This window comes from Methanolapillus ohkumae (genome assembly GCF_032594355.1).
GTDB lineage: Archaea > Halobacteriota > Methanosarcinia > Methanosarcinales > Methanosarcinaceae > Methanolapillus > Methanolapillus ohkumae.
The window spans coordinates 1,761,470-1,781,027 of the sequence record NZ_CP131061.1; the positions used below are offsets into that span (position 1 = coordinate 1,761,470).

The 19,558-nt window shown below is 40.8% G+C and carries 23 protein-coding genes, 1 tRNA gene and 1 pseudogene; 16 read left to right on the plus strand and 9 right to left on the minus strand.

Annotation, left to right across the window (positions count from 1 at the left end):
- Positions 1 to 30 precede the first annotated feature (30 nt).
- Positions 31 to 1,377 carry a glutamate-5-semialdehyde dehydrogenase gene (locus tag MsAm2_RS07765; RefSeq protein WP_338097682.1) on the minus strand — a complete coding sequence of 449 codons (1,347 nt, stop codon included), beginning with the start codon at positions 1,375 to 1,377 and terminating at the stop codon, positions 31 to 33.
- Between the two features lie 1,076 nt (positions 1,378 to 2,453).
- Here MsAm2_RS07765 and MsAm2_RS07770 point away from each other — a divergent pair.
- Positions 2,454 to 2,831, plus strand: coding sequence for a DUF356 domain-containing protein (locus MsAm2_RS07770; RefSeq protein WP_338097683.1), 378 nt, complete (start codon positions 2,454 to 2,456; stop codon positions 2,829 to 2,831).
- Positions 2,832 to 2,953: 122 nt separating this feature from the next.
- Here MsAm2_RS07770 and MsAm2_RS07775 read toward each other — a convergent pair whose 3' ends face one another.
- Positions 2,954 to 3,397 carry a toprim domain-containing protein gene (locus MsAm2_RS07775; RefSeq protein WP_338097684.1) on the minus strand — a complete coding sequence of 148 codons (444 nt, stop codon included), beginning with the start codon at positions 3,395 to 3,397 and terminating at the stop codon, positions 2,954 to 2,956.
- A 238-nt stretch (positions 3,398 to 3,635) separates the two neighbouring features.
- On the opposite strand from MsAm2_RS07775, the gene MsAm2_RS07780 reads away from it, so the two are divergent.
- Complete coding sequence (locus MsAm2_RS07780) at positions 3,636 to 4,865, plus strand: radical SAM/SPASM domain-containing protein (protein ID WP_338097685.1); 1,230 nt, start codon at positions 3,636 to 3,638, stop codon at positions 4,863 to 4,865.
- 137 nt (positions 4,866 to 5,002) lie between these two features.
- On the opposite strand, the gene MsAm2_RS07785 is transcribed toward MsAm2_RS07780, so the two are convergent.
- Both MsAm2_RS07785 and MsAm2_RS07790 read right to left on the minus strand, forming a co-directional pair.
- Positions 5,003 to 5,296: a signal recognition particle protein Srp19 gene (locus tag MsAm2_RS07785; protein ID WP_338097686.1), complete on the minus strand. Its 294-nt coding sequence runs from the start codon at positions 5,294 to 5,296 to the stop codon at positions 5,003 to 5,005.
- Positions 5,297 to 5,361: 65 nt separating this feature from the next.
- A complete protein-coding gene (locus tag MsAm2_RS07790; protein WP_338097687.1) occupies positions 5,362 to 6,171 on the minus strand; it encodes a sugar phosphate isomerase/epimerase family protein in 810 nt (269 codons plus the stop codon).
- Positions 6,172 to 6,383: 212 nt separating this feature from the next.
- Between MsAm2_RS07790 and mtrE the strand changes: the two genes are divergently transcribed.
- The 9 genes from mtrE to MsAm2_RS07835 all read left to right on the plus strand — a co-directional run bounded on the left by mtrE (position 6,384) and on the right by MsAm2_RS07835 (position 12,690).
- The gene (mtrE, locus tag MsAm2_RS07795; RefSeq protein WP_338097688.1) at positions 6,384 to 7,295 is read left to right on the plus strand and encodes a tetrahydromethanopterin S-methyltransferase subunit E; all 912 of its coding nucleotides are present in this window, start codon (positions 6,384 to 6,386) and stop codon (positions 7,293 to 7,295) included.
- On the plus strand, positions 7,292 to 8,059 hold the full coding sequence (gene mtrD / locus MsAm2_RS07800) for a tetrahydromethanopterin S-methyltransferase subunit D (RefSeq protein ID WP_338097689.1): 768 nt from the start codon (positions 7,292 to 7,294) through the stop codon (positions 8,057 to 8,059). Before mtrE ends, mtrD begins: the two co-directional genes overlap by 4 nt.
- The gene (gene mtrC, locus MsAm2_RS07805) at positions 8,050 to 8,949 is read left to right on the plus strand and encodes a tetrahydromethanopterin S-methyltransferase subunit MtrC (RefSeq protein WP_338097690.1); all 900 of its coding nucleotides are present in this window, start codon (positions 8,050 to 8,052) and stop codon (positions 8,947 to 8,949) included. The genes mtrD and mtrC overlap by 10 nt, the downstream gene beginning before the upstream one ends.
- Before the next feature lies 1 nt (position 8,950).
- Positions 8,951 to 9,262 carry a tetrahydromethanopterin S-methyltransferase subunit MtrB gene (mtrB, locus tag MsAm2_RS07810; RefSeq protein WP_338097691.1) on the plus strand — a complete coding sequence of 104 codons (312 nt, stop codon included), beginning with the start codon at positions 8,951 to 8,953 and terminating at the stop codon, positions 9,260 to 9,262.
- A 1-nt stretch (position 9,263) separates the two neighbouring features.
- Positions 9,264 to 10,064, plus strand: a complete 801-nt coding sequence (mtrA, locus tag MsAm2_RS07815) for a tetrahydromethanopterin S-methyltransferase subunit A (RefSeq protein WP_338097692.1) — start codon at positions 9,264 to 9,266, stop codon at positions 10,062 to 10,064.
- Positions 10,065 to 10,100: 36 nt separating this feature from the next.
- Positions 10,101 to 10,313, plus strand: a complete 213-nt coding sequence (mtrF, locus tag MsAm2_RS07820; protein WP_338097693.1) for a tetrahydromethanopterin S-methyltransferase subunit F — start codon at positions 10,101 to 10,103, stop codon at positions 10,311 to 10,313.
- Positions 10,314 to 10,418: 105 nt separating this feature from the next.
- A complete protein-coding gene (mtrG, locus tag MsAm2_RS07825; RefSeq protein ID WP_338097694.1) occupies positions 10,419 to 10,607 on the plus strand; it encodes a tetrahydromethanopterin S-methyltransferase subunit MtrG in 189 nt (62 codons plus the stop codon).
- A gap of 24 nt (positions 10,608 to 10,631) precedes the next feature.
- Positions 10,632 to 11,582 (plus strand): tetrahydromethanopterin S-methyltransferase subunit H, encoded by a 951-nt coding sequence (mtrH, locus tag MsAm2_RS07830; protein WP_338097695.1) that lies wholly within the window; start codon positions 10,632 to 10,634, stop codon positions 11,580 to 11,582.
- Positions 11,583 to 12,039: 457 nt separating this feature from the next.
- Positions 12,040 to 12,690, plus strand: a complete 651-nt coding sequence (locus MsAm2_RS07835) for a hypothetical protein (RefSeq protein ID WP_338097696.1) — start codon at positions 12,040 to 12,042, stop codon at positions 12,688 to 12,690.
- 262 nt (positions 12,691 to 12,952) lie between these two features.
- On the opposite strand, the gene MsAm2_RS07840 is transcribed toward MsAm2_RS07835, so the two are convergent.
- On the minus strand, positions 12,953 to 13,180 hold the full coding sequence (locus MsAm2_RS07840) for a TRAM domain-containing RNA chaperone (protein WP_420846964.1): 228 nt from the start codon (positions 13,178 to 13,180) through the stop codon (positions 12,953 to 12,955).
- A gap of 524 nt (positions 13,181 to 13,704) precedes the next feature.
- Here MsAm2_RS07840 and MsAm2_RS07845 point away from each other — a divergent pair.
- Together MsAm2_RS07845 and MsAm2_RS07850 are read left to right on the plus strand one after the other, a co-directional pair.
- Positions 13,705 to 13,778: transfer RNA gene (locus tag MsAm2_RS07845), tRNA-Lys, on the plus strand.
- Between the two features lie 429 nt (positions 13,779 to 14,207).
- Entirely contained in the window at positions 14,208 to 14,471 is a 264-nt protein-coding gene (locus tag MsAm2_RS07850) for a hypothetical protein (protein ID WP_338097697.1), read from the plus strand.
- Positions 14,472 to 14,553: 82 nt separating this feature from the next.
- Here the strand turns inward: MsAm2_RS07850 and nikR are convergent, their stop codons facing one another.
- Positions 14,554 to 14,997 carry a nickel-responsive transcriptional regulator NikR gene (nikR, locus tag MsAm2_RS07855; RefSeq protein WP_338097698.1) on the minus strand — a complete coding sequence of 148 codons (444 nt, stop codon included), beginning with the start codon at positions 14,995 to 14,997 and terminating at the stop codon, positions 14,554 to 14,556.
- A gap of 293 nt (positions 14,998 to 15,290) precedes the next feature.
- On the opposite strand from nikR, the gene MsAm2_RS07860 reads away from it, so the two are divergent.
- Together MsAm2_RS07860 and MsAm2_RS07865 are read left to right on the plus strand one after the other, a co-directional pair.
- Positions 15,291 to 15,509 carry a hypothetical protein gene (locus MsAm2_RS07860; RefSeq protein WP_338097699.1) on the plus strand — a complete coding sequence of 73 codons (219 nt, stop codon included), beginning with the start codon at positions 15,291 to 15,293 and terminating at the stop codon, positions 15,507 to 15,509.
- Complete coding sequence (locus tag MsAm2_RS07865; RefSeq protein WP_338097700.1) at positions 15,475 to 16,575, plus strand: DMT family transporter; 1,101 nt, start codon at positions 15,475 to 15,477, stop codon at positions 16,573 to 16,575. The genes MsAm2_RS07860 and MsAm2_RS07865 overlap by 35 nt, the downstream gene beginning before the upstream one ends.
- A gap of 259 nt (positions 16,576 to 16,834) precedes the next feature.
- Here the strand turns inward: MsAm2_RS07865 and MsAm2_RS07870 are convergent.
- Positions 16,835 to 16,991 (minus strand): annotated as a pseudogene (locus MsAm2_RS07870) (IS1595 family transposase); the annotation flags it as partial.
- Between the two features lie 151 nt (positions 16,992 to 17,142).
- Positions 17,143 to 18,105: a DUF4198 domain-containing protein gene (locus tag MsAm2_RS07875; RefSeq protein WP_338097701.1), complete on the minus strand. Its 963-nt coding sequence runs from the start codon at positions 18,103 to 18,105 to the stop codon at positions 17,143 to 17,145.
- Positions 18,106 to 18,362: 257 nt separating this feature from the next.
- On the opposite strand from MsAm2_RS07875, the gene MsAm2_RS07880 reads away from it, so the two are divergent.
- Positions 18,363 to 18,629, plus strand: coding sequence for a hypothetical protein (locus MsAm2_RS07880; protein ID WP_338097702.1), 267 nt, complete (start codon positions 18,363 to 18,365; stop codon positions 18,627 to 18,629).
- A gap of 58 nt (positions 18,630 to 18,687) precedes the next feature.
- Here MsAm2_RS07880 and mnhG read toward each other — a convergent pair whose 3' ends face one another.
- The gene (gene mnhG / locus MsAm2_RS07885; protein WP_338097703.1) at positions 18,688 to 19,557 is read right to left on the minus strand and encodes a monovalent cation/H(+) antiporter subunit G; all 870 of its coding nucleotides are present in this window, start codon (positions 19,555 to 19,557) and stop codon (positions 18,688 to 18,690) included.
- Position 19,558: the final 1 nt, after the last annotated feature.

Consider the following 19,558-nt stretch of genomic DNA (forward strand, 5'->3'; position numbering starts at 1 on the left):
AAATTAAAAAGTATCAAAATTGAAAAAGAATTACTGCAGCCGGCAATATTTTTCATCCGTCCGGCGGTGAATGTATTTTTTCGCGCCGGTTCCGGTGTAGTTGGCAACCACTTGACCGCTGCCGGAGAGGATATATTTGTAAATCATCAGGCCTTCCATGCCAACCGGTCCGCGGGAGTGAATTTTGTTGGTACTGATTCCGACTTCCGCTCCTTTTCCGTAGCGAAAACCATCCGAGAAACGGGAAGATGCATTGACCATCACGTTTCCGGAGTCGACAAGTCCCGTAAATTTGCCGATTGTCTTTTGATTTTGAGACAAAATGACATCGGTGTGGTGTGAGCCGTGTCGGTTGATGTGATGAATCGCATTGTCTGCGGAAGAAACAATCTTTATGGAAAGAATCAAATCGTTGTACTCGGAATCCCAATCCTTGTCGGACGCTTTCGTAAAAGAAACCCGGCTTCCGGCTTTTTTCATGACTTTTTCAGCGGCGTCATCCAGCCGAAGTTCGACCCCGTTTTGGGCATAAATTTCCGCCATCGGCGGCAAGAATTTATCGGCGATTTTTTCATGAATGAGAAGTGTCTCTATTGCGTTACAGGCCGCAGGATACTGAATTTTAGAATCCAGGCACACTTTTTGGGCAAGCACCAGGTCGGCGTCTTCGTCCACATACGCATGGCAAATGCCGCTGGAATGTCCAAGAACCGGAATTCTTGTGTTGTCTTGAATGTACTTGACAAAATCGTTGGAGCCGCGTGGAATGAGTAAATCGATGTAATTGTCCATGTCCAACATTTTGGCGACATCTTCCCGGCTTTCCGCCAAGTGGAAAGCCTCTGTGGGGATTTCCGGAACTTTGGAGAGGGCGCGAATCAGTGTGTCAAAAAGAATACGGTTGGAGTTTTTGGCTTCGCTGCCGCCTTTAAAAATCGTTGCGTTTCCGCTTTTTAAGCACAAAGACATTACTTGCGCAACGACGTCCGGACGCGCTTCAAAAATGACGCCGATAACACCGATTGGGCAGCTGATTTGGTAAAGTGTGAGCCCTTCGTCTAAAACAACGGTAGAGAGGGTTTTTCCGACCGGATCCTCCAGTTTGGCGACATCGGAAACTCCGCAAACCATATCGTTAAATTTGGCGTCGCTGAGTTTCAGCCGGTCAAAGAGGGACGCTGAAAGAGTTCCGGCCGCTTTTTGTTTTGCCGCCTCTTCCAAATCTTTCTGATTGGCGTCTAAGATTTGCTGTTTGCTGTTTAAAAGCTCTTCCGCCATCGCTTTAAGCGCCTTGTTTTTCAAATCCGTGGAAACGGTGGCCAAGTGAACGGAGGCCTGTTTCGCCAAATAAGCTTTCTCTTCAATTGTGTTTCCCATAAATAATATCCTGCCGATAACAAAAGCCGGCGGTTGAATAATGAAATTGTAATTAATGCTGAATAATAAAATAATAAAATATGAGGTGAATGAAAAGCAAATTACATTGCTTTTGAAATGATTTTATTTTTGCTGTGGAGTTGTCTGTGATATATAAATAAGTTATGAATCTGAAAAATCATGGAAACGAAAAGCAAAAAAAGATTCCTGAAAAGAGTTTTTGAAATGAAATCAATTTTTTATGACTTTTTGTCCAAATTAATTGAGTCTTCCGACTTTGCTTTGTAGACAAAAACCCGACAAGAATAACAAGAATATTTATAAGGGAATATATCTATAATATTGTGCTTAATAATTAAATAATGAAAAAAATATCGGATAATCATTCATTTTGGATAACGGCTCACAGATTTGCAGCAGTACAAACACATATGCAAAAATAATCCATATTTTTAATAAATATATATGAGAATTGCTTCAAGAAGCAGCTTGTGCAGAAGACCCCATATAGATTTAAATATATTAACATGATAATAAAAATAGATTAAAGATTTATGAGAAGATTTACATAATAAATAATTACATAATTCCCGAAAAATTTAAAAACATTTATAGGGAAAATATCATTAAGGTTCATGTCGCTTTATTATCAACAAAAAATTGGAAACGGATGACAGAATATTATTTTATAAAAATTGATGGAACATAAATAGAAGTTGAAGAAGATAATTCCGACAACAGAAAATTTATTTTTCAAGAATTGATATTATATAATCTAATATAATTCAATATAATTCAATATAATTCAATATAATTCAATATAATTTAAGACAATGTATAATAGATAATCATTTACAAAAACCATTCGTGGAAAAAATAAAAAACAATTCAACTAAAAAACCAAAAACGTCCATAAAAAACAAAATCAGTTAATTAAAAACGTCCATTGAAAACAAAAACGACTTAAAACCAAAAACAATTAAAACGGCAAAAAAACAAAGATTCGCAAAAACGGAAAATGGAAACAAATGTTTCAATAGAAAATGAGTTAAAAATGTAATATGTGGTGGATAAAAATGAAATCTTTCGCTTTAATTCGAGCAGATGACCCTGACAAAGTAAAAATTGCATTGCATGACTTAGAAACTTACGGGCACATGCAATTTAGTGACAATCCTAAAAATATCGCAACCAAATATGCCGACCAGATTTTGATGAATGTGATGAGTGTCACACTCAAAAATGAATGTTGTTCCGCGTCTCTTGTTCAGCTGGACACGCCGCCGGGGGCCGCCATCAGTAATCTGAAAAAGATTCATCCGCCGGCACACATCATTATCATCAGTCCTCGGCATGAAAAGGTGTACGACGAACTCATGAACAATTACGACAATTTCCCGGACTTTGACCGAAGATTCACAAACGCCATCAAGCCGCGAAAAGAAGATACGTAAAAAAAAATACAAATATAGAAGTAAAATTAAATCAACTTTTTTTTAATTTTAAGAATTTGTCATGTCCTGTTTTTTAGGTCATGACATTTTTTTTTCAAAATTTCAGATTTATCATTTTTCAATTAAAAATCATCCTCTTCCGAATGAAAATGAAATTCCCGACGATATTTTGAAACATATGAATAAAGGCTTTCGACATCTTTTATTTCTTTTTTGGTATAAAATAATATTTTTTCCCGAATTTCCAAATTGCACGTGACATCCAAATTTTTAAATTGTTCAAACAAACGGGACGCTAAAATTCCGCCGCGCCGGTCCCAATCTGTCAAAATGATGACTTCTTTTTTCAATTCGGCAATTTGTTCGCAAAATTTCGCCGTCGGTTGAAATGCGCATGGAAAAATCAAACCGCCGACTCCTAATTTTTGGAGAGATAAAATATCCCGGCGGCCTTCGACGACAATCACCGAGCGGGAAGAAACTTCTTCGCTTTTCAATCGAATTAAAAGATCTTCCAGCGCCAAAAGTGACTCTTTTTTTCGAATCGATTCGGAATCTAAAGACATAATTTTCATTCCCTGACGAATAAATACACAAATGAATGCACATCGGAAAAGTATTACAGTATCGTATTTATATTAAGACCCACACAACTCATTGAAATTTCACATTATTCAAAAATAAAACAAAAAATCAAAATAAAATTTAACAAAATTAGACAAAAATCAAATAAAATTAGCAAAATTACACAATATAATTAACCAAAATTAAATCAAATTACCAAAGAAATCTCGGAGAAATGGAATGCAAATTTATGATTATAAAGTGGTGAAGATCAACGCCGAAATTATTTCCGGAAAAGTTGTTTTTAATGCGATCGGCCCTCTTTCTTTAGCCGCCAAGCCGGTGATTGACCGGATTAACAAAGTTTTCCAAGAAGAAAAACCGATTTCCGTGACGGAAGATAAAATTATTTTTTCGACCTGGATTCCGCCGATTCCCGGACCTGTTTTTAGCCGTATGATTCATTCTCAAATTAATTTTTCCCTTTTCAAAAAAAGAATACCCGATCAATTTTCAATCGGCGTGACGCCCCGCTGTCCGAACAAATGTATTCACTGCGGTGCCGCCGACATGATGCAGCCCAACAAAGAAATGACATTTGAACAGGTAACCGGCGCAATTTCGCAGGCGCTCGATATGGGAACATATTTGGTGACTCTGGATGGCGGCGAGCCGATGCTTCGAAAAGACTTGCCGGAAATTGTTGCAGCAATTGACAAAGATCGGACGACCGTTTCCATGTTCACCTCAGGATTTCGTCTCAATGAAGAACGGGCAAAAGCACTTGCGGATGCGGGCCTGAATTCCGTAAAGATCAGTTTTGACAGCGCGGACCCGGAAGTTCATGACCGTTTCCGCGGACGAAAAGGTGCCTTTGAAGACGCCATTGCCGCTGTGAAAAACGCGAAAGCCGCCGGCATCATGACCGACATGTACCTGACCATTTCTCCGTACAATATCGACAACTTGGAAGAGTTATACGCACTTGCGACCGAACTTGAAATGGACGAAATGTCCATGACCGGAATCATTGCGGTCGGCAATTGGAAAAATCATGAAGATGAAGTCATCACGCGTGTCGATGCCAAGCGTCTGGAAGAATTCCATAAAAGAATTAATTCAACACCGGGCGGACCACGCGTTTCCGCGCTGCCGTATCTGTTGGGTCCGGACATGTTTGGTTGCTTTGCCGGAAGCCGCTGGATGCATGTCGCGTCCACCGGAGATGTTTTACCGTGCCCGTACACCCCCCTTTCTTTTGGAAATGTCACCCAAGAACCGCTGGCGGAAATTTGGGAAAATATCGGAAAATTCCCCGCCTACAAAAAACAATCCATGGTCTGCCTCATGCGTGACAAAGAATTCCGGTCCAAATACATCCACACCATTCCGGAAGGCGCCAAACTTCCGTATTATGTCGGTCCGAAAAATAAAGAAAAAGATGCGGAAAAAGTAAAAGAAAAAAATTAAAAATAATTTCCCGTTTTTGGTTTTTAAAAAACCGTACCCCGGTTTTGTTGAATTCATTCAAATGCGCCGCCATAACGCGCGCATGACGCCACCCGAAAAATAAAAAATGATAAAATAAAAAAGTGACGCCGGAAAAATTATTCTCCGCGCGCTTTTTTAATTTGGGCCGCGATTTGCCGAACCGCCGCCGTTTTGGGCTGTGTGTTTGAAATCAGTAATCGGCCGCTGTTTTCCCACCAGGAACGCGGGTAGGATTTATCCGATTCCAATTCCGGCTCCAATCCTAATTTTTGAGCGGCTTTTAAAATTTCATCAATCTGCGGCTCTTGGATGGCACTTTTTTTAGAAATAATTCTTCCGTCCGCCCGTGTTTTTGACCGGTCCAAACTGACGGGCCAAATAACTAATTTGCCTCTGTCCTTCATCATCATGATTATCCCGCCTGAAATTTAATTAATGATACGATAATATAAGATAAATAAAGATGCGAATGATATTAAATAAACGCTTTTGACACATATTCTTTTCCTAAAGGGATTTCATCCGTCGAAAATAATTCAAAATTAAAAATCCCATCGAAGCGGCCCAAATTTTTTAAAACGGAATAGTCAATAATTCCCTGTCCCGGACATAAATGTTCGTCCCCATTGTATTGTCCGGTGTTTCGGCCATGATTGTCATGAACATGAACATGAACAACATCCGGTGAAACCGTTTTTACGAATTCGGCTAATTTTTTTTGGTCTCCGCCGCATGTCAGATTCGCGTGACCGATATCTAAAACGGCACCCAGGTATTCGGAGTCCACCGCTTTGACAGCCGACATCAGTTCTTCCGCGTCGCAACATAAATTAAGTGGATCTGTTTTTTCCTTGTTTTCAAGACCCAAAAGAACGCCGGCATCTTCGGCATACTTGGCCAAGAGTCTTAAATTATGAACCATGCGCCAAAATGATTTTTTGGGAGCGTCTGTGATTCTTCCCGGGTGGAGAACCAAAACATCGCCACCCGCCAGTGCCGTAATATCAATGGCTTCCGTTAACAATCGAAGGTCAGCGCCATTTAAGTCGGACATGTCCACCGACAAATCCGGCGGATATTCTCCGGAAAAATCCGGGAAATACGGCGCGTGCGCCGTACATAAAAGATCGTAGGAAAAAAATTCGTCTAAAAACAAATTCAGACGGTCCTTTTGAAGAACCCGCCCGGAATAAAGATTCATTTTCGGAATGTAAAGTTCAATCGAATCAACCAAGACATTCAAATCGGAAAGAGAACCCGCAAAAGTAGAAGCACCGAATTTCATGCAGGCAACAAGGACACAAAAGGATTAAATCCTTTTGTTTTTGAGAAAGTTAAAAATAAAAAAACCTGTTAATTTTTATAAAAATTATTTTTCCTCTTTTGTTCATAAAGTTTTTAAAAGGATATGCCTTGTTCATAGAAAAACCGGCAATTTAACGAAATTATTCGGCAATGCCCTTCGAATTGACCGGATTTTTAAAAAAGAGGATACAAATGGACCCGTTTATCGGACTTGGCGTTTTGGCAATTATCGGCGCAGCGGCTGCTATCGCCGGCTGGTCCGAGGATTTGGAATCGGACGTCGGCTCACAAAGTAACCCAAATTCGCAAGTACAGCTGGCCCCTCAGATGGGATATCCGCACCGCTTATTTAACAAAGCCATTTCCGGAGAACCGCTTTCAAATGCCATGATGTGTACAGTTGGTGCTGTCATGGCGGTGATTTTCATGAACGTTCTCGGATTTACGGCCGTATTTTCCATTGCAGGCGGTGCTTTTGTTGCCGCGATGGTTCATGGCATGCTTTCCACCACGTCTTTTATGGGACGAATCGCCAGCCAAAAACGATTTAAACAACCCTTTTACAAAGACATTTGGCGGTCCCATCTGCCGGTTATTATGTCATACGCTTTTTTAACCACTGTTTTTGTCCTCATTATTTCCTACTTGATGATCGTTTACTTAAAAACACCGATTCCGCTGCCGATCATTGCACTGATTCTCGGCATTTCCGCCGGCTCCATCGGGTCATCCATCGGCGATATTCATTACGGCGCGGAAAGATTATTCCAAAATATGGAATTCGGTGCCGGTGTGAATGCCTCTTATTCCGGAAACATTGTCCGAAAAGCAGAATCCGGCGTTCGAACCGGATTTGACAATGTTTGGTTCTGCTCCAAATTCGGCGGACCGGCCACCGGACTCACCTTTTCCATAGTTCTTTTTACAACTTCGTGGATCATTCTTGTGTTTTCTCCGGAATATGGAAACCTGATCGGATGGCTCGGGGTTGGGACCGGACTTCTCATAACGATTTTTTTGTTTGCGGCCAACCGGATTTTGGAAAAAGCCGCCCGCAAAAAATACGGACCTTACCGGGAAGATAAAACGGAGGTTACCGAATGATTGCCACGGAAATTGGATACGTGTATTATCTCATCGATGATTTTTTCGAACTTTTGTGGCCGGTAATCTTTATTGCAGCCGGCGGCGTTTTAATTTCACTCAGTGTTCATTTCATTCCGGTCGGCGGCGCGCCGGCCGCAATGGCACAAGCCACCGGAGTCGGAACCGGAACCACACAGCTTGCGGCAGGCGCCGGACTGACCGGACTATTGATTGCGGCTGCCGTCTCCCTTCAAACCCATGATTTCGGACTGGTTTTATTTTTAGGCGCGATCGGGTCAACAATTATGATCGCTGTGGTGATGCTGATGGCAAACACGGTTTACATTTATGGTGTCGGCTGTCCGCCGGCTTCCGGAAAATCGGCAAAGGATCCCATTACCAAAGACCGACAAGATATTTACGTGTCCAAAGGAACGGAAGGGCATGGTATCCCAACCGTTTGCTTTATCAGCGGTCTTATCGGCGGATTTTTAGGCGGTTTGGGTGGGTCGCTCATTTTTGAAATCCTATTTACGTTATGCGGCGGAATGTTAGTTTTGCCGGTGACGGCCGCCTCTGTTGCCATCATGTTGTCCATCGCCTTATTTTTCATCAACGCGGTCATTGCGTCCTACAACATTTCCGGAACCATTGAAGGATTTCACGACCCGAAATTCAAAAAATGGAAAAAAGCCGCCTTGGTTTCCGCCATTATGACATTTGTTTTTGGCTTTTTGTGTGTTCTGGTCATTCAATTTATCGGAGGGGGAATATGGTTTTAATGAGTTTTGGAACGGTTCAAACCGTCCAAGTGGCACCTTCTGAAAAAGATTCGAAAAAAACTAAAAAGATTCCGCCAAAAAAAATTTCTTCCCAAAAAACCGTTGCCCTCCTTGGAATTTTGGGAGCGTTTGCCGGAATTATTTTGCCGGCCGTCTTGCCCCGAATTATTTTGGAAATTACCGGCGGAAACACATACATTCCCCCCGTCGCATTTTCATTTTTGGCCGGAATCGGTATGGTTTGCGCGCTGGTGTGGGCGGCGGGCGCTGTCCGGCGGGTCGCAAAATACGGACTTGGAACAGGTGTTCCGTCGATTGGTATGTACGGCGCCGGAATGAGCATGATTATTGCGCTTTTTGCGCTGTCTCTTCACACTTTGTGGGGAGCGGTGATCGGATTTGTTCTGGCTGCCGTTACCGGCTGGACCGGTGGATGGCTGGTCAATCATGTCATCGGCATGAAAATACCGGCGATGGAAACCCGGATGGCGGAGATTACAGCCGGAAGTATGCTGGCCTTTTACGCCTCTTTTATTCTCATCTTCGGAAGTGCGGAAACGATCGATATGCTCAATTATTTGACCGGCGGGATCATCGCCCTCGGATTTATCGGATGCGCGCTGGTTATTTTCCATTCCTACAATGCCGGTCTTGGACCGGACGAAATGCCGGACCGGACCCGGATGCTGACAATTTTGGATGGGTTTATGCTGATGCTGGTTTTTGGAATTGTATCTTTTATGTCCAAAAGTTTGACCGGACCCCTCGTCACAATCTTTATGTCAATTGTTTTCATAGGAATGTCATATCATCAATATTGGGCTTACGTCAAACGGGACGCCTACTCAATCAAAGAAGCCGGACTGCTTCCGGCCGAGGAGGAGTTATAACTTGAAAATTCAAATTTCACCGGAAACGGAACTGGTCATGGACCCGCTCACATCTGTCATTTCCAAACAAAAGCCGACGGCTCAACACCGCTCCATGATTGCGCTGATTAAAAAACTGGATGAAGCGGAACGTGCGGTGGATGGACTTGTGGATGCGCTGGCCCCGGATAAGCCGCTCCTCAATTCTTGGCGCGGCCGGGAAAAAACATCATTTGGCGCCGGATTTATTACGAATATATTTTATGGAATGATTGCCGGTCTGATTGTTGCCGGTATTTTTTTAATCGCGATTTATTTGGCAGGAGGCGTCTGAGATGCCTGAGAAAAAGAATGCTGCCGCCGGCTGGCCCATGTTAAAAGGAGAATACCGTTCCGGCGATCAAACGTCTTGTGTCGCGGTTGTGACCTGCGGGTCTCATTTGGAAGATGAGGCCTTGATTGCGGCGGGCGCGGCGATTTCGGGGTCCTGCAAAACGGAAAACCTGGGAATTGAAAAACTGGTAACGCATATTGTTTCAAACCCAAATATCCGGTATCTGATTGTTGCCGGTGCCGAAGTGAAAGGTCACATCACCGGAGAAGCGATTCTCATGCTTCACAAAAACGGCATTTCCAATAACCGGATTGTCGGCGCAAAGGGCGCAATTCCCTATGTGGAAAATTTATCAAAGAATGCCGTGGACAGGTTTATGGAACAAATCGAATGCATTAACATGATTAATGTGGAAGAGACCGGTTTGATTTCAAGTAAAATTCAAGAATGTCTTCAAAAAGACCCGGGTGCCTTTTCTAAACCGCCGCTTTTGCCGGATGTGAAAGAGAAAGACACGCAAAATTCAAAAGGCATTGGAAACGATCTTGAAAATGATTCAAAGAACGGGGTCGATCCGGCGGATTTTGCAAAAAGAGATGGAACCGGCGGAGAATATTTGGGAATTGAAAATGTGTCGTCTTTGGTGATGATGGCGCGGCTAAAAGCGATCGACCAAAAAATTGCCGGAATCGGCGACTACCACAAATTCCAAGCCGGATACCATGCCGGGCGAATGGAAGGTTTTGCGGTCGGATTTGTGATTATTTTAGCGATATTTGGTCTTTTACTATTGATTTTGTAAATTTGATTTTTTATTGTTGTAAACAGGATGAAAAAAATGGCCGGAAAAAAACAAAACATGGACAGCCTTTCCATTGACCGGATGGTGGAAAGCATTCAGCGGCGTTCTCAATTGACATCGCGATCTTTAAAATTAGATTCCGGAATTGAATCGACCCGATGGAGAGGTTTTTCGGTTGGATTTTTATTTTCATTTATGTTTGCGTTTGTTATCCCGATTTTGATTTTAGTTCTTCTCGGGGTTTTATAAGGACCGTATTTTAGGTTTCATTGAAAAAGGAATAAATTGCAATTCACCTTAATTTGTAGTTATTTTAGAAAATTTTTGGACAAAAGAGTTTTTGAGGAAAGGATGATGACGGAATCTCAGATTGCCGAGTATGAAGAAATACTGAACCGGCTGGACCGATTGGATGAGAAAGCGGAATTTGTCAGTTCCGAAGTTGCCCAGAGGATGGGAAAAAAACTCGGACGGGAAGTCGGTATTTTGTACGGAATTACCGCCGGTTTATTTTTAATTTTGGTTTACTTGCTGATTGGATGAGTTTTTGAAAAATGAGGAAATTTTATGTTTAAGTTTGACAAATCCCAGGAAATTTATGAGATCGGCGGCGTTCGTTTTGGCGGGCAGCCCGGCGAAGTTCCAACCGTCATTATCGGAACGATGTTTTACAACCGTCACAAAATTGTCACCCACGCGGAAGCGGGTCTTTTTGACAAGGCAGCGGCGGAAAAATTGTGGAACGACCAAGTGGAAATTTGTGACCAGACCGGCGTGGCTTGTGCCAATCAATTGGTGGGCGAAACGCCGGAAGCGATTAAAAATTATATCGATTGGTTTGTTGAAATCGAGGACAAAGCCCCGTTTTTGATGGATTCGTCCGATGGGGAAGTTCGGGCTTTTGCCGCGCGTTACGCGACAGAAATCGGCATCTGTGATCGTGCGATTTATAATTCGGTCAATGCCAGTATTGAAGAAAAAGAAATTCAAGCGCTTGCGGAAAGTGATATCGAATCCGCCATTATTTTAGCGTTTAATGCCGTCAACCCAACGGTTTTGGGAAAGGTTGAAATTTTAGAAAAGGGAGGGGCCGGCTTAAAAGGTGGATTGCTTCAAATTTCGAAAAATTGCGGGATTTCAAAGCCGTTGATTGACATTGCCGCCGTTCCGCTCGGATCCGGCGCCGGCGCGTCCATGCGCGGCATTACTGCTATTAAAGGACATCTCGGCTATCCGGCCGGTGGCGGCTTTCACAATACGGCGTCCGCTTGGGATTGGATTCGGGATTTTAAGAAAACGAAAGAAAATCCCAAGGAATATTATTTGCCGGCCGATGTCGGTACGAATCTGGTTGCTCAAACATTGGGCGCTGATTTTCTGCTGTACGGACCAATTGAAAATGCCAAATATGTCGCGCCGTCGGTGGCGATGGTGGATATCCTGTTGGAAGAAAACGCGAAAGATTTGGGAATTAAGTTAACCGATGAAGAAAAATTACCGATCGGGAAATTGATTTAATTCCCGGTTATTCTTTTTCGTTTATTTTTTTCGCTTTTTCTTTTTGCTTTTCGTTCTCATTTTTTATTTTTGGCGGCATGCGCGCGTTATGGCGACATATTTTTTTAAAACTTTAACAAAAGCGACGAGCTGTTTTTAATCTTATTTTAAAGTCCGGCATGCGATTTTACTTTTGTTGCTGCATTTGTTTACAGTAAATCGTTTACACCATTTGTTTCCAGTTTGTCGTTTATTGTTTTGCGTCATTTGTTGTTTGTTAATTTTATCTTTTTTTCAAAAAAGACTGTTTTTAAATTCAAAAATAAGAACGAAAGGCAACATCAATAATTATATATATAATAATATAATATAGTGGTTTTTAATTGTTTCAGAACCGTGTTTTGAAAAAATTAATAAATTGTAAAGTATATTGAATCATGTTTATTTTATTATATTTGCATAATTCGAGGGATACATCATGGATGATATGACAACACCTGAAAAAATGATTGAAAAACCGCCTGCTGCCACAAAACCAGCCACCCCGAAATCAACAGCAAAACCGGCCGGAACAAAAGCCGCAGCAAAACCAAAAGCTTCTCCGGCCGCAAAGACCGCCGGTACAAAAGCGGCAGCAAAGACCGGCACAAAATCGACAAGTGCCAGACCTGCCGGAACAAAATCTACCGGAACGAAGACAACCGGTACAAAATCAACCGGTCCACGGACGGCTGCGAAAGCGGCGGCAAAACCGGCAGCATCCAAATCAACAACCGTTAAGACCACCGCAAAAAAGCCGGCGGCAAAACCAAGAGCCGGTCCGGCTGCAAAACCGGCCGCAAAAGCTACAACAAAAGCCGCAACAAAATCTACGTCCGCCGCCAAGAAAATTCCGGTCAAAAGCACGGACAAAGATAATGAAATTGATGAAATAATTTTCTTTGAAGAAGATGAAGAAATCATCTTTGATGATGAAATGGAGGATGAAAATATGTATGGCAAAAAAGAGAAAAAGAACAAGAATAGAAAATTAAAGGAAATCGAAAAGCTCGCCTACTATGGAATTATCATAGGACTCGCGGCAATGATTCTTCACTTTTTCGCGGCCCACCATCACAAAAAGAAGTGAAATTTAAAAGATGAATAAATAATTTTAAAAATTCAATACCGGTTAAAGAGTTTTTCTGAAATCTCTTTAACCTTTTTTTTGAAAAATGCAGACTTTGTTCATTTTAAAGGAATGTTCTGATGAATTCACAAATCTGTTAATGAAAAATTGAAAACAAGAAGAAATCAAAAACGGGTAAAAACAACAGATGAGAAAACAAATAAAAACAAAAAAATGTTGAAAAATATTTCAACATTTCTTAAAAAAGCATTTTGCTGCCGAATTATTCGACAACTGTTGCAAAAGCGTATTTCGGAAGCACGCGTGTGATTTTAACGGTGACTTCTTCTCCGGCTGCGGTGTCCGGAACAAAAATGACATAGCCTTCAATTCTGGCAATGCCGTCGCCTTTTTGGGCGATATCTTCGATTTTGACATTATATGTCTTGCCTTCGGAAACCGGGGCGGTGACATTTTCGTTACTGTTCTTAAACATTGAATTTTTAAACATTTTAATCTACCTTTGAATTCATTTGCCAAAAGTTGCTTTTTTCATTCTCAATCCAAAAACAAAATTTGACGGCTTAAAAACTAATTTAAAAGAGAACAAACCATATATGTCAAATTGCGAAAGCAAAAAGAGAAGGCTTAGTATAATCTAATAAATTAATTAGTCACATCATATCAAGGATTATATAAATAGGTTCCGACATTACCGCCGATTATATAAATTCCTCCCGATTAATAAAAATGATTAAAATAAAATCCGAAAATATTTTAGAAAAAAATAGTAAAACAAAAAGCAACAAATAAAAATTTAGGCAAAAAAACAAATGAAAACAAACAAAAAGGTCCATCTAAATGTTGTTCTACTCATCGAAAATGGTTTTCGGAAACATTTATATAAGGTCAAGCGGATTATGGGATATTCGTTTCAGGACGGTTTCTTAAAAATCAATCAAGACAACGTTTTTGAATAACGATTTATTTTTAAAATGAATCTTCGGATTCAAACTTAAATTAAAAAATCAAGATGGGCCCGTGGCTTAGTCAGGCAGAGCGGTGGACTCTTAATCCATAGGTCGGGGGTTCAAATCCCTTCGGGCCCGCTTCACTCTTTTTTTAGAATATTAGATTCCATAATCACAGATTTTTTTCTCGTTTGTTTTCTCGATTTATATTATAGGTGACATACTCAAAAAAATCGTCCACGAAACAAAAAATAAAAGTTAAACACTAAAACTGTCAAGACCGAACCGGATGTGCCGACACAAACCGTCCGGAAATCCCAAAAGACAATCCTGCCACCGATTTGAAAAGCGAACTTCGGATGATTAAAAACGTTCTTCATGTTCACAGAAATCCGGATGAGGACTGATTTGGATGATTCATCCACGCCAGGGCTTACATTTTTCTCCTCCTTTTTTCATTGATGGCGTACCCAATCAACAATCTGAAAAACGATACATGCTTGTCGTTGACTGTGCCATTTCCGACGACGGAAAAAGGAGACATTTCTCTTGTTAATTTGACAAAACGTGAGAAAAGCAAACCGCGTGTTTCGGGAAGATTACGTTTTGATTATTCGGCATGATCCGCCATTTCCGAAAAGATCTTTTGCAAAAACAGATGGAATTTATAACTTAGAATATTTCAGCGATTTGGATAAACTTCTGCTCTCCAATGGAGAGAAGTTGCATGAAATTGATTTCGGAGATGTTATTGACAACATAACATCTCCAAAAGTGATCCGGTTTTCTGAAAATGACATACGCCGATTGAACCGATTCGGTTCAAAATAAATCAAATTTAAAAAAAGAGATGGTCCTCTTTTTGGAAATATTTTTTGATTTTTCAGTTTATTTTTAAAAATAGTTTTTCATTTTATAATTTATCCGTAGATGGAACCGTTGTTAATTTGGAAAATTTCACGCCGTTTAAAGACAAGATTTTTTCCGCGAGCAATTTGATTTCAACACCGTCTCCTTCCAAAACAACAACTTCCAGACAGTTTTCATGGTCCAGGTGAACATGAATAGATGTCTTGATGATGTTGGAGTGCTCGTGCTGAATTTCCGCCATCATATTGGAAAGGCCACGCTTCGTATGGTCGTAAACCAAAGAGATCGTTCCGACACGCTTTCCCTTGATGTCGTTCATCCATTCGTAATGGTTGATGTAACTGCGAATCGCATCACGGATGCCTTCTGACCGGGAAGAATAGCCACGCTCCTCAATAATATTATCAAATTTCGTCAGGAGATTATCCGGAAGCGAAACACCGATTCTCATTAATTCTTTTTCCGATACTTTTTTTTCGTCGATCATTTTTCCACCATTGATCTTAAATGAATTTTTTAAAAATAAACCAGAATTCAAAACCGTAATTAAAATGAATCCGATTCATTAAGAATAACCATAGTAACCTAATAACCATAAATATTTATTTCGTTTTTATAAGACTTTGTGTTATTATTGTCTATGTATTTAACACTTATTCAACGAAACGTAAAATTTTGTTTTATTAAAAATTACGAAAATTTAATTGCGTAAAAACACAATTTATATATACGGAAGAGCTTATTTGAGGAGACGGATTACTTCCAAATTATACAATAAATATGAAAAATAATAGAGCTGACCGAATAAATCGTAACACTGAATATAAAGAAAAAAACAAAAAAATCAAAAATGAAACAAATCAAAAAAAACAGAAAATGAAAGCAAAAAATGAAAGCAAAAACGAAACAAATCAAAAACGAAACAAATCAAAAAAACCGAAAATGAAATCAAAATCAATATGTGATGGACGTGACAAAAACTCAACAAATTGCCGGTAAAAATTATGCGGTCATTTTGGCTCTGACCGCCGCTCTTTTGTTTGGCCTCAACGCACCGTTTTCAAAACTGTTTTTGGAAAGATTGCCGCCCATGCTGATGGTTTCTCTTTTGTATTTGGGCGCCGGAATCGGCATTTTGGCCCTCAATTTGATGACCCGGGCGGCCGGACAAGAAAAGGCGGAAGCAAAAATCACAAAAAAAGAATTGCCTTGGACCATTTTCATGATTCTTTTAGATATTGCCGCCCCGTTTTTCTTAATGCTCGGGCTTTTGACCGCGACCGCCAACACCGCATCATTGCTGTTTAATTTTGAAATGGTCGCAACTTCCGTCATCGCCCTTGTTTTTTTCAAAGAAGCCGTGGGGAAAAGAATGTGGATGGCGATTGGAATCATTACGCTGGCATCCATAATTTTATCTTTGGATTGGACCGACATTTCTGCCATTGCGTTTTCCATGGGATCGGTTTTTGTTCTGTTGGCGTGCTGCTGCTGGGGACTTGAAAACAATTGCACGCGCAACATGTCGGAAAAGGATCCGGCGCAAATTGTGATTCTCAAAGGATTCGGTTCCGGCCTTGGTGCCGCGCTTATTTTCTTATTCTTTGAGCGGGCGGAGCTGACAAACTTTTCAATCTATTACGTTTTGGGTGCCTTGATTCTCGGGTTTATATCCTATGGCCTCAGTATTTTCTTATATGTCAAAGCCCAGCGCCATTTGGGCGCGGCCCGGACAAGTACTTATTATGCGGCGGCGCCTTTTATGGGCGTCATTGTTTCATTTATCATCTTTGGAACGACGCTGGACATTTCTTTTTGGCTGGCCGCCGTTTTAATGGTCGCCGGAACATATTTGGCGGTCCGGGAAAATCACGACCATGCGCATGTGCATGAGGAATTGGTTCACGAACATTTGCATGGACATGATGACGGGCACCACAGCCATAAGGAAAATAACTCTAATCATGATGAGAGGGAGAACGTTCACAGCCATGAACATACCCACAAAACTGAACAACACAGCCACAGCCACAATCCGGATATTCACCACCGGCATTCGCACTGAGAAACAAAAAAGCAAAAAAAAAAATAAAAAAGCAATGAAATGAATTCATTGCCCCGGCAGATATGAAAATGTGGCAATTAGCCAGAACCATAAAACAAAACCGCCAACTGCCAATAAAATGCATTCCATATTTGGGAATTTCTGATTATGAATTTTTTTATTGCCGACATTAAAATGAATGGTGCCAAAACCATTACGAGAAGAGATAAATAACCAAATATTGCATAATCATACGATTCCTCTTTTTTTAGTTATAGGGTCAAGATGAGTTAAGAGGATTTATTCTTATAATCTTTAGAATTAAAAGATATAAATCCTCGTTTCTATAATTGTACCTAAATTCACATTCCTTTAAGTGAAGTTTCAAAGTATTCTTTTTTAACTCCTTTATGCTTTGCCAATCTTGATTTTGAGAAACGTTCCGATTAAATGGAGAGCCGGTTTTTACAATGAAGAATCGCGAAAAATACTGAAAAAAAAGAGGAAGATTTAAAAAAAGAGAGGGATAACACTTTTGTGAAATCCCTTTATTTTTCGTTTTTACTTTTCGTTTTAATAATTCAAAAATTACTTTCTCCGGACCAGCAAAATCACGCCGACGACTGCCAAAATACCGGCAATGAGTTCAAATCCGGGCAAGGACGTGTCGGTTGTTTTTTCGGCGGAATTCATGCCGGAAAGCGGTTCCAAAACCGGAACCGTAAACGTAGTTTTGTAAGTTTGATTGCCTACGGCTTCTCCGGTTGCGACATACATCCAAACACCCGGCTCATAAACGGTGGACACGAAATTACCGTTGTTGTCGGCAAAGGACCGCTTGGAATAAATCAAATAAATATCGCCGCCGTCTCCGATGGATGGATATTTTGTTGTGATTTCATTGAGTTTTTGTTGGGCGGTGGTCAGATTGTTGACTTGTTCCGCATAAAAGGAAATATTGGTCACGGGACTGCCATTGCTTGTGATTTGCCCGTGAATGGTGCCGCCGGCTTCAACGGCGCTGAGGCGTGTGTACGGATCAAATTCAAGCGGAAGTCCGAGATTTTTGGAATAATTATCCCAGGTGCCGTTTCCGACAAACAGCATCATTTTCGAAACTTCTGTGGTGACCATCCCGGAAGTCGTATTTGTCGTGGACTGGAACGTGTAGAGGTAATAAATCCCGTCTTGGTCAAATGTGACAGTGGCTTGCTGGTAGCTGACTGGGGATGTGACATTTGCGAAAATGTCGGTCACATTTTCTATTTTTGTGGCGGTGGTGATATTTTTGACAGTCCCATCCGGCGCGACCACCGTTAATGTCAGCGGATTTTTTGTGTCGACATATTGGTATTCGTAACCATGTCCACCGGCAATAATAATGGATTTTGTGGTGCCGGCCGGAAATAAGTAGTCGGAAATATCGCACTCCGACGCGTCGGCGATACTGTCACCGGACATCATCATCAAAGAATGGGCGGATGCCGGCATGGCGGCGCAAATCAGAACAAAAAGGGCAACAAGTGCCAAAATTGTCATTTTTTTCAACATAATCATAACTCCGATAAATAAAATTAAAGTTCTTTTATCCAATTGAAACAGAAAGTTATTAACACGATTTTTAAAAATCGTGGTAAAAGTTAAGATGAAAATTAAATTATTTAAAACTTTTTCTATTAAAAAATAAAAGACTAAGACTAAAGAACAAAAATAAATTGAAAAACAGGATTTATTTCAAGGAATGAGAACAAAGAATGAAAACAAAGAACAAAAATTAAAAAACAATATCTGACCAAGTGCGTGATTGAATGAATTGGGATGGAAAAACATCCCCGTTTTTAAAAGATTTAAAGAGGCGTAGAGGGGTTTCTGTCAACAATATTCTTTTTGGTCAATATTGTTTTTTAGTAACACAAAAATTGAATTTTGTATTAATAAGTGGAATAATATTTCAAATATTTAAAACTTATTCTGTAAATTTGAGATCTGAAATATTTTTTAAAAAAATCAAACAAAAATTCAGAAAAATAAATAAAAAATCAGAAAAACAAAAAATCGCCTTGGTTTTTTGCTGATTTTTTAAAAAACACGGCATAACGCGCGTGACGGCGGCACAAAAAAAATGAAAAGACATTATTCCTTTTTGTCTTGTTCATCATTTTCGCGCATGGATTTTAATTTCTTTTCAGGAATGGACGTTGATAATTCCGGATTTTCCTCCAGTTTATCTTTAAGTTCTTCTTTCGAAAATCCTTCCGCCAACTCGGGCTTTTGTTCCAATTCCGTCTTGGAAGATACATTTTCCGGCTCTGAAATCACTCCATCCAAATCATCCATCCCCGGCTCAGATTCAAGTTTGGACTCAGACTTGAATTCCAATTTGGATTCAGGTTTAGATTCGGGTTTAGGTTCAAATTTGGATTCGGACTCGGGTTTGAATTCCGGCGCAGATTTGGATTCCAAGTCTGCTTCCTTTTGCGCAGCGGATAAATCCGGCGTTGTTTCCACCATATCGGAAGTCAAATCCGTAAGCTCTTTCGCGAATTGACTGGTCAGGTTTTCCTTGTATTTGTTAAAAGAATGGTCATGGTCACGCTTGTCCAAATCCACATAAACATAAGCGCCTTCGTGATAATCGAAATCGTCGCAGTAATCCCCTTGCCGTTTTCCGCAATACGCGTCAAAAACCGTCTGGTCGCACGGCGGAACATTAATGTTGTATGCGGCCCGCGCAATCACGTGCCCCGCCACCGGTGCGGTCATGAGAAGGAAAATGGCAATCGCGATAGATTTAATTCCAAGCGGCGTGAAACCATCCGCAATTAAAATGCCGAGTAGGACAAAAAACGCACCAGTCGTCGCAATTTTTGTCGTCGCGTGAAGACGGTTGTAAATGTCCGGCAGCCGGATAAGACCAATCATCCCAATCAGGATGTCCAAAACCCCCAAGAGCAGGAAGAAATAACATGCCCAGAGACGAATGGTTGAAAAATCAATGTCCACC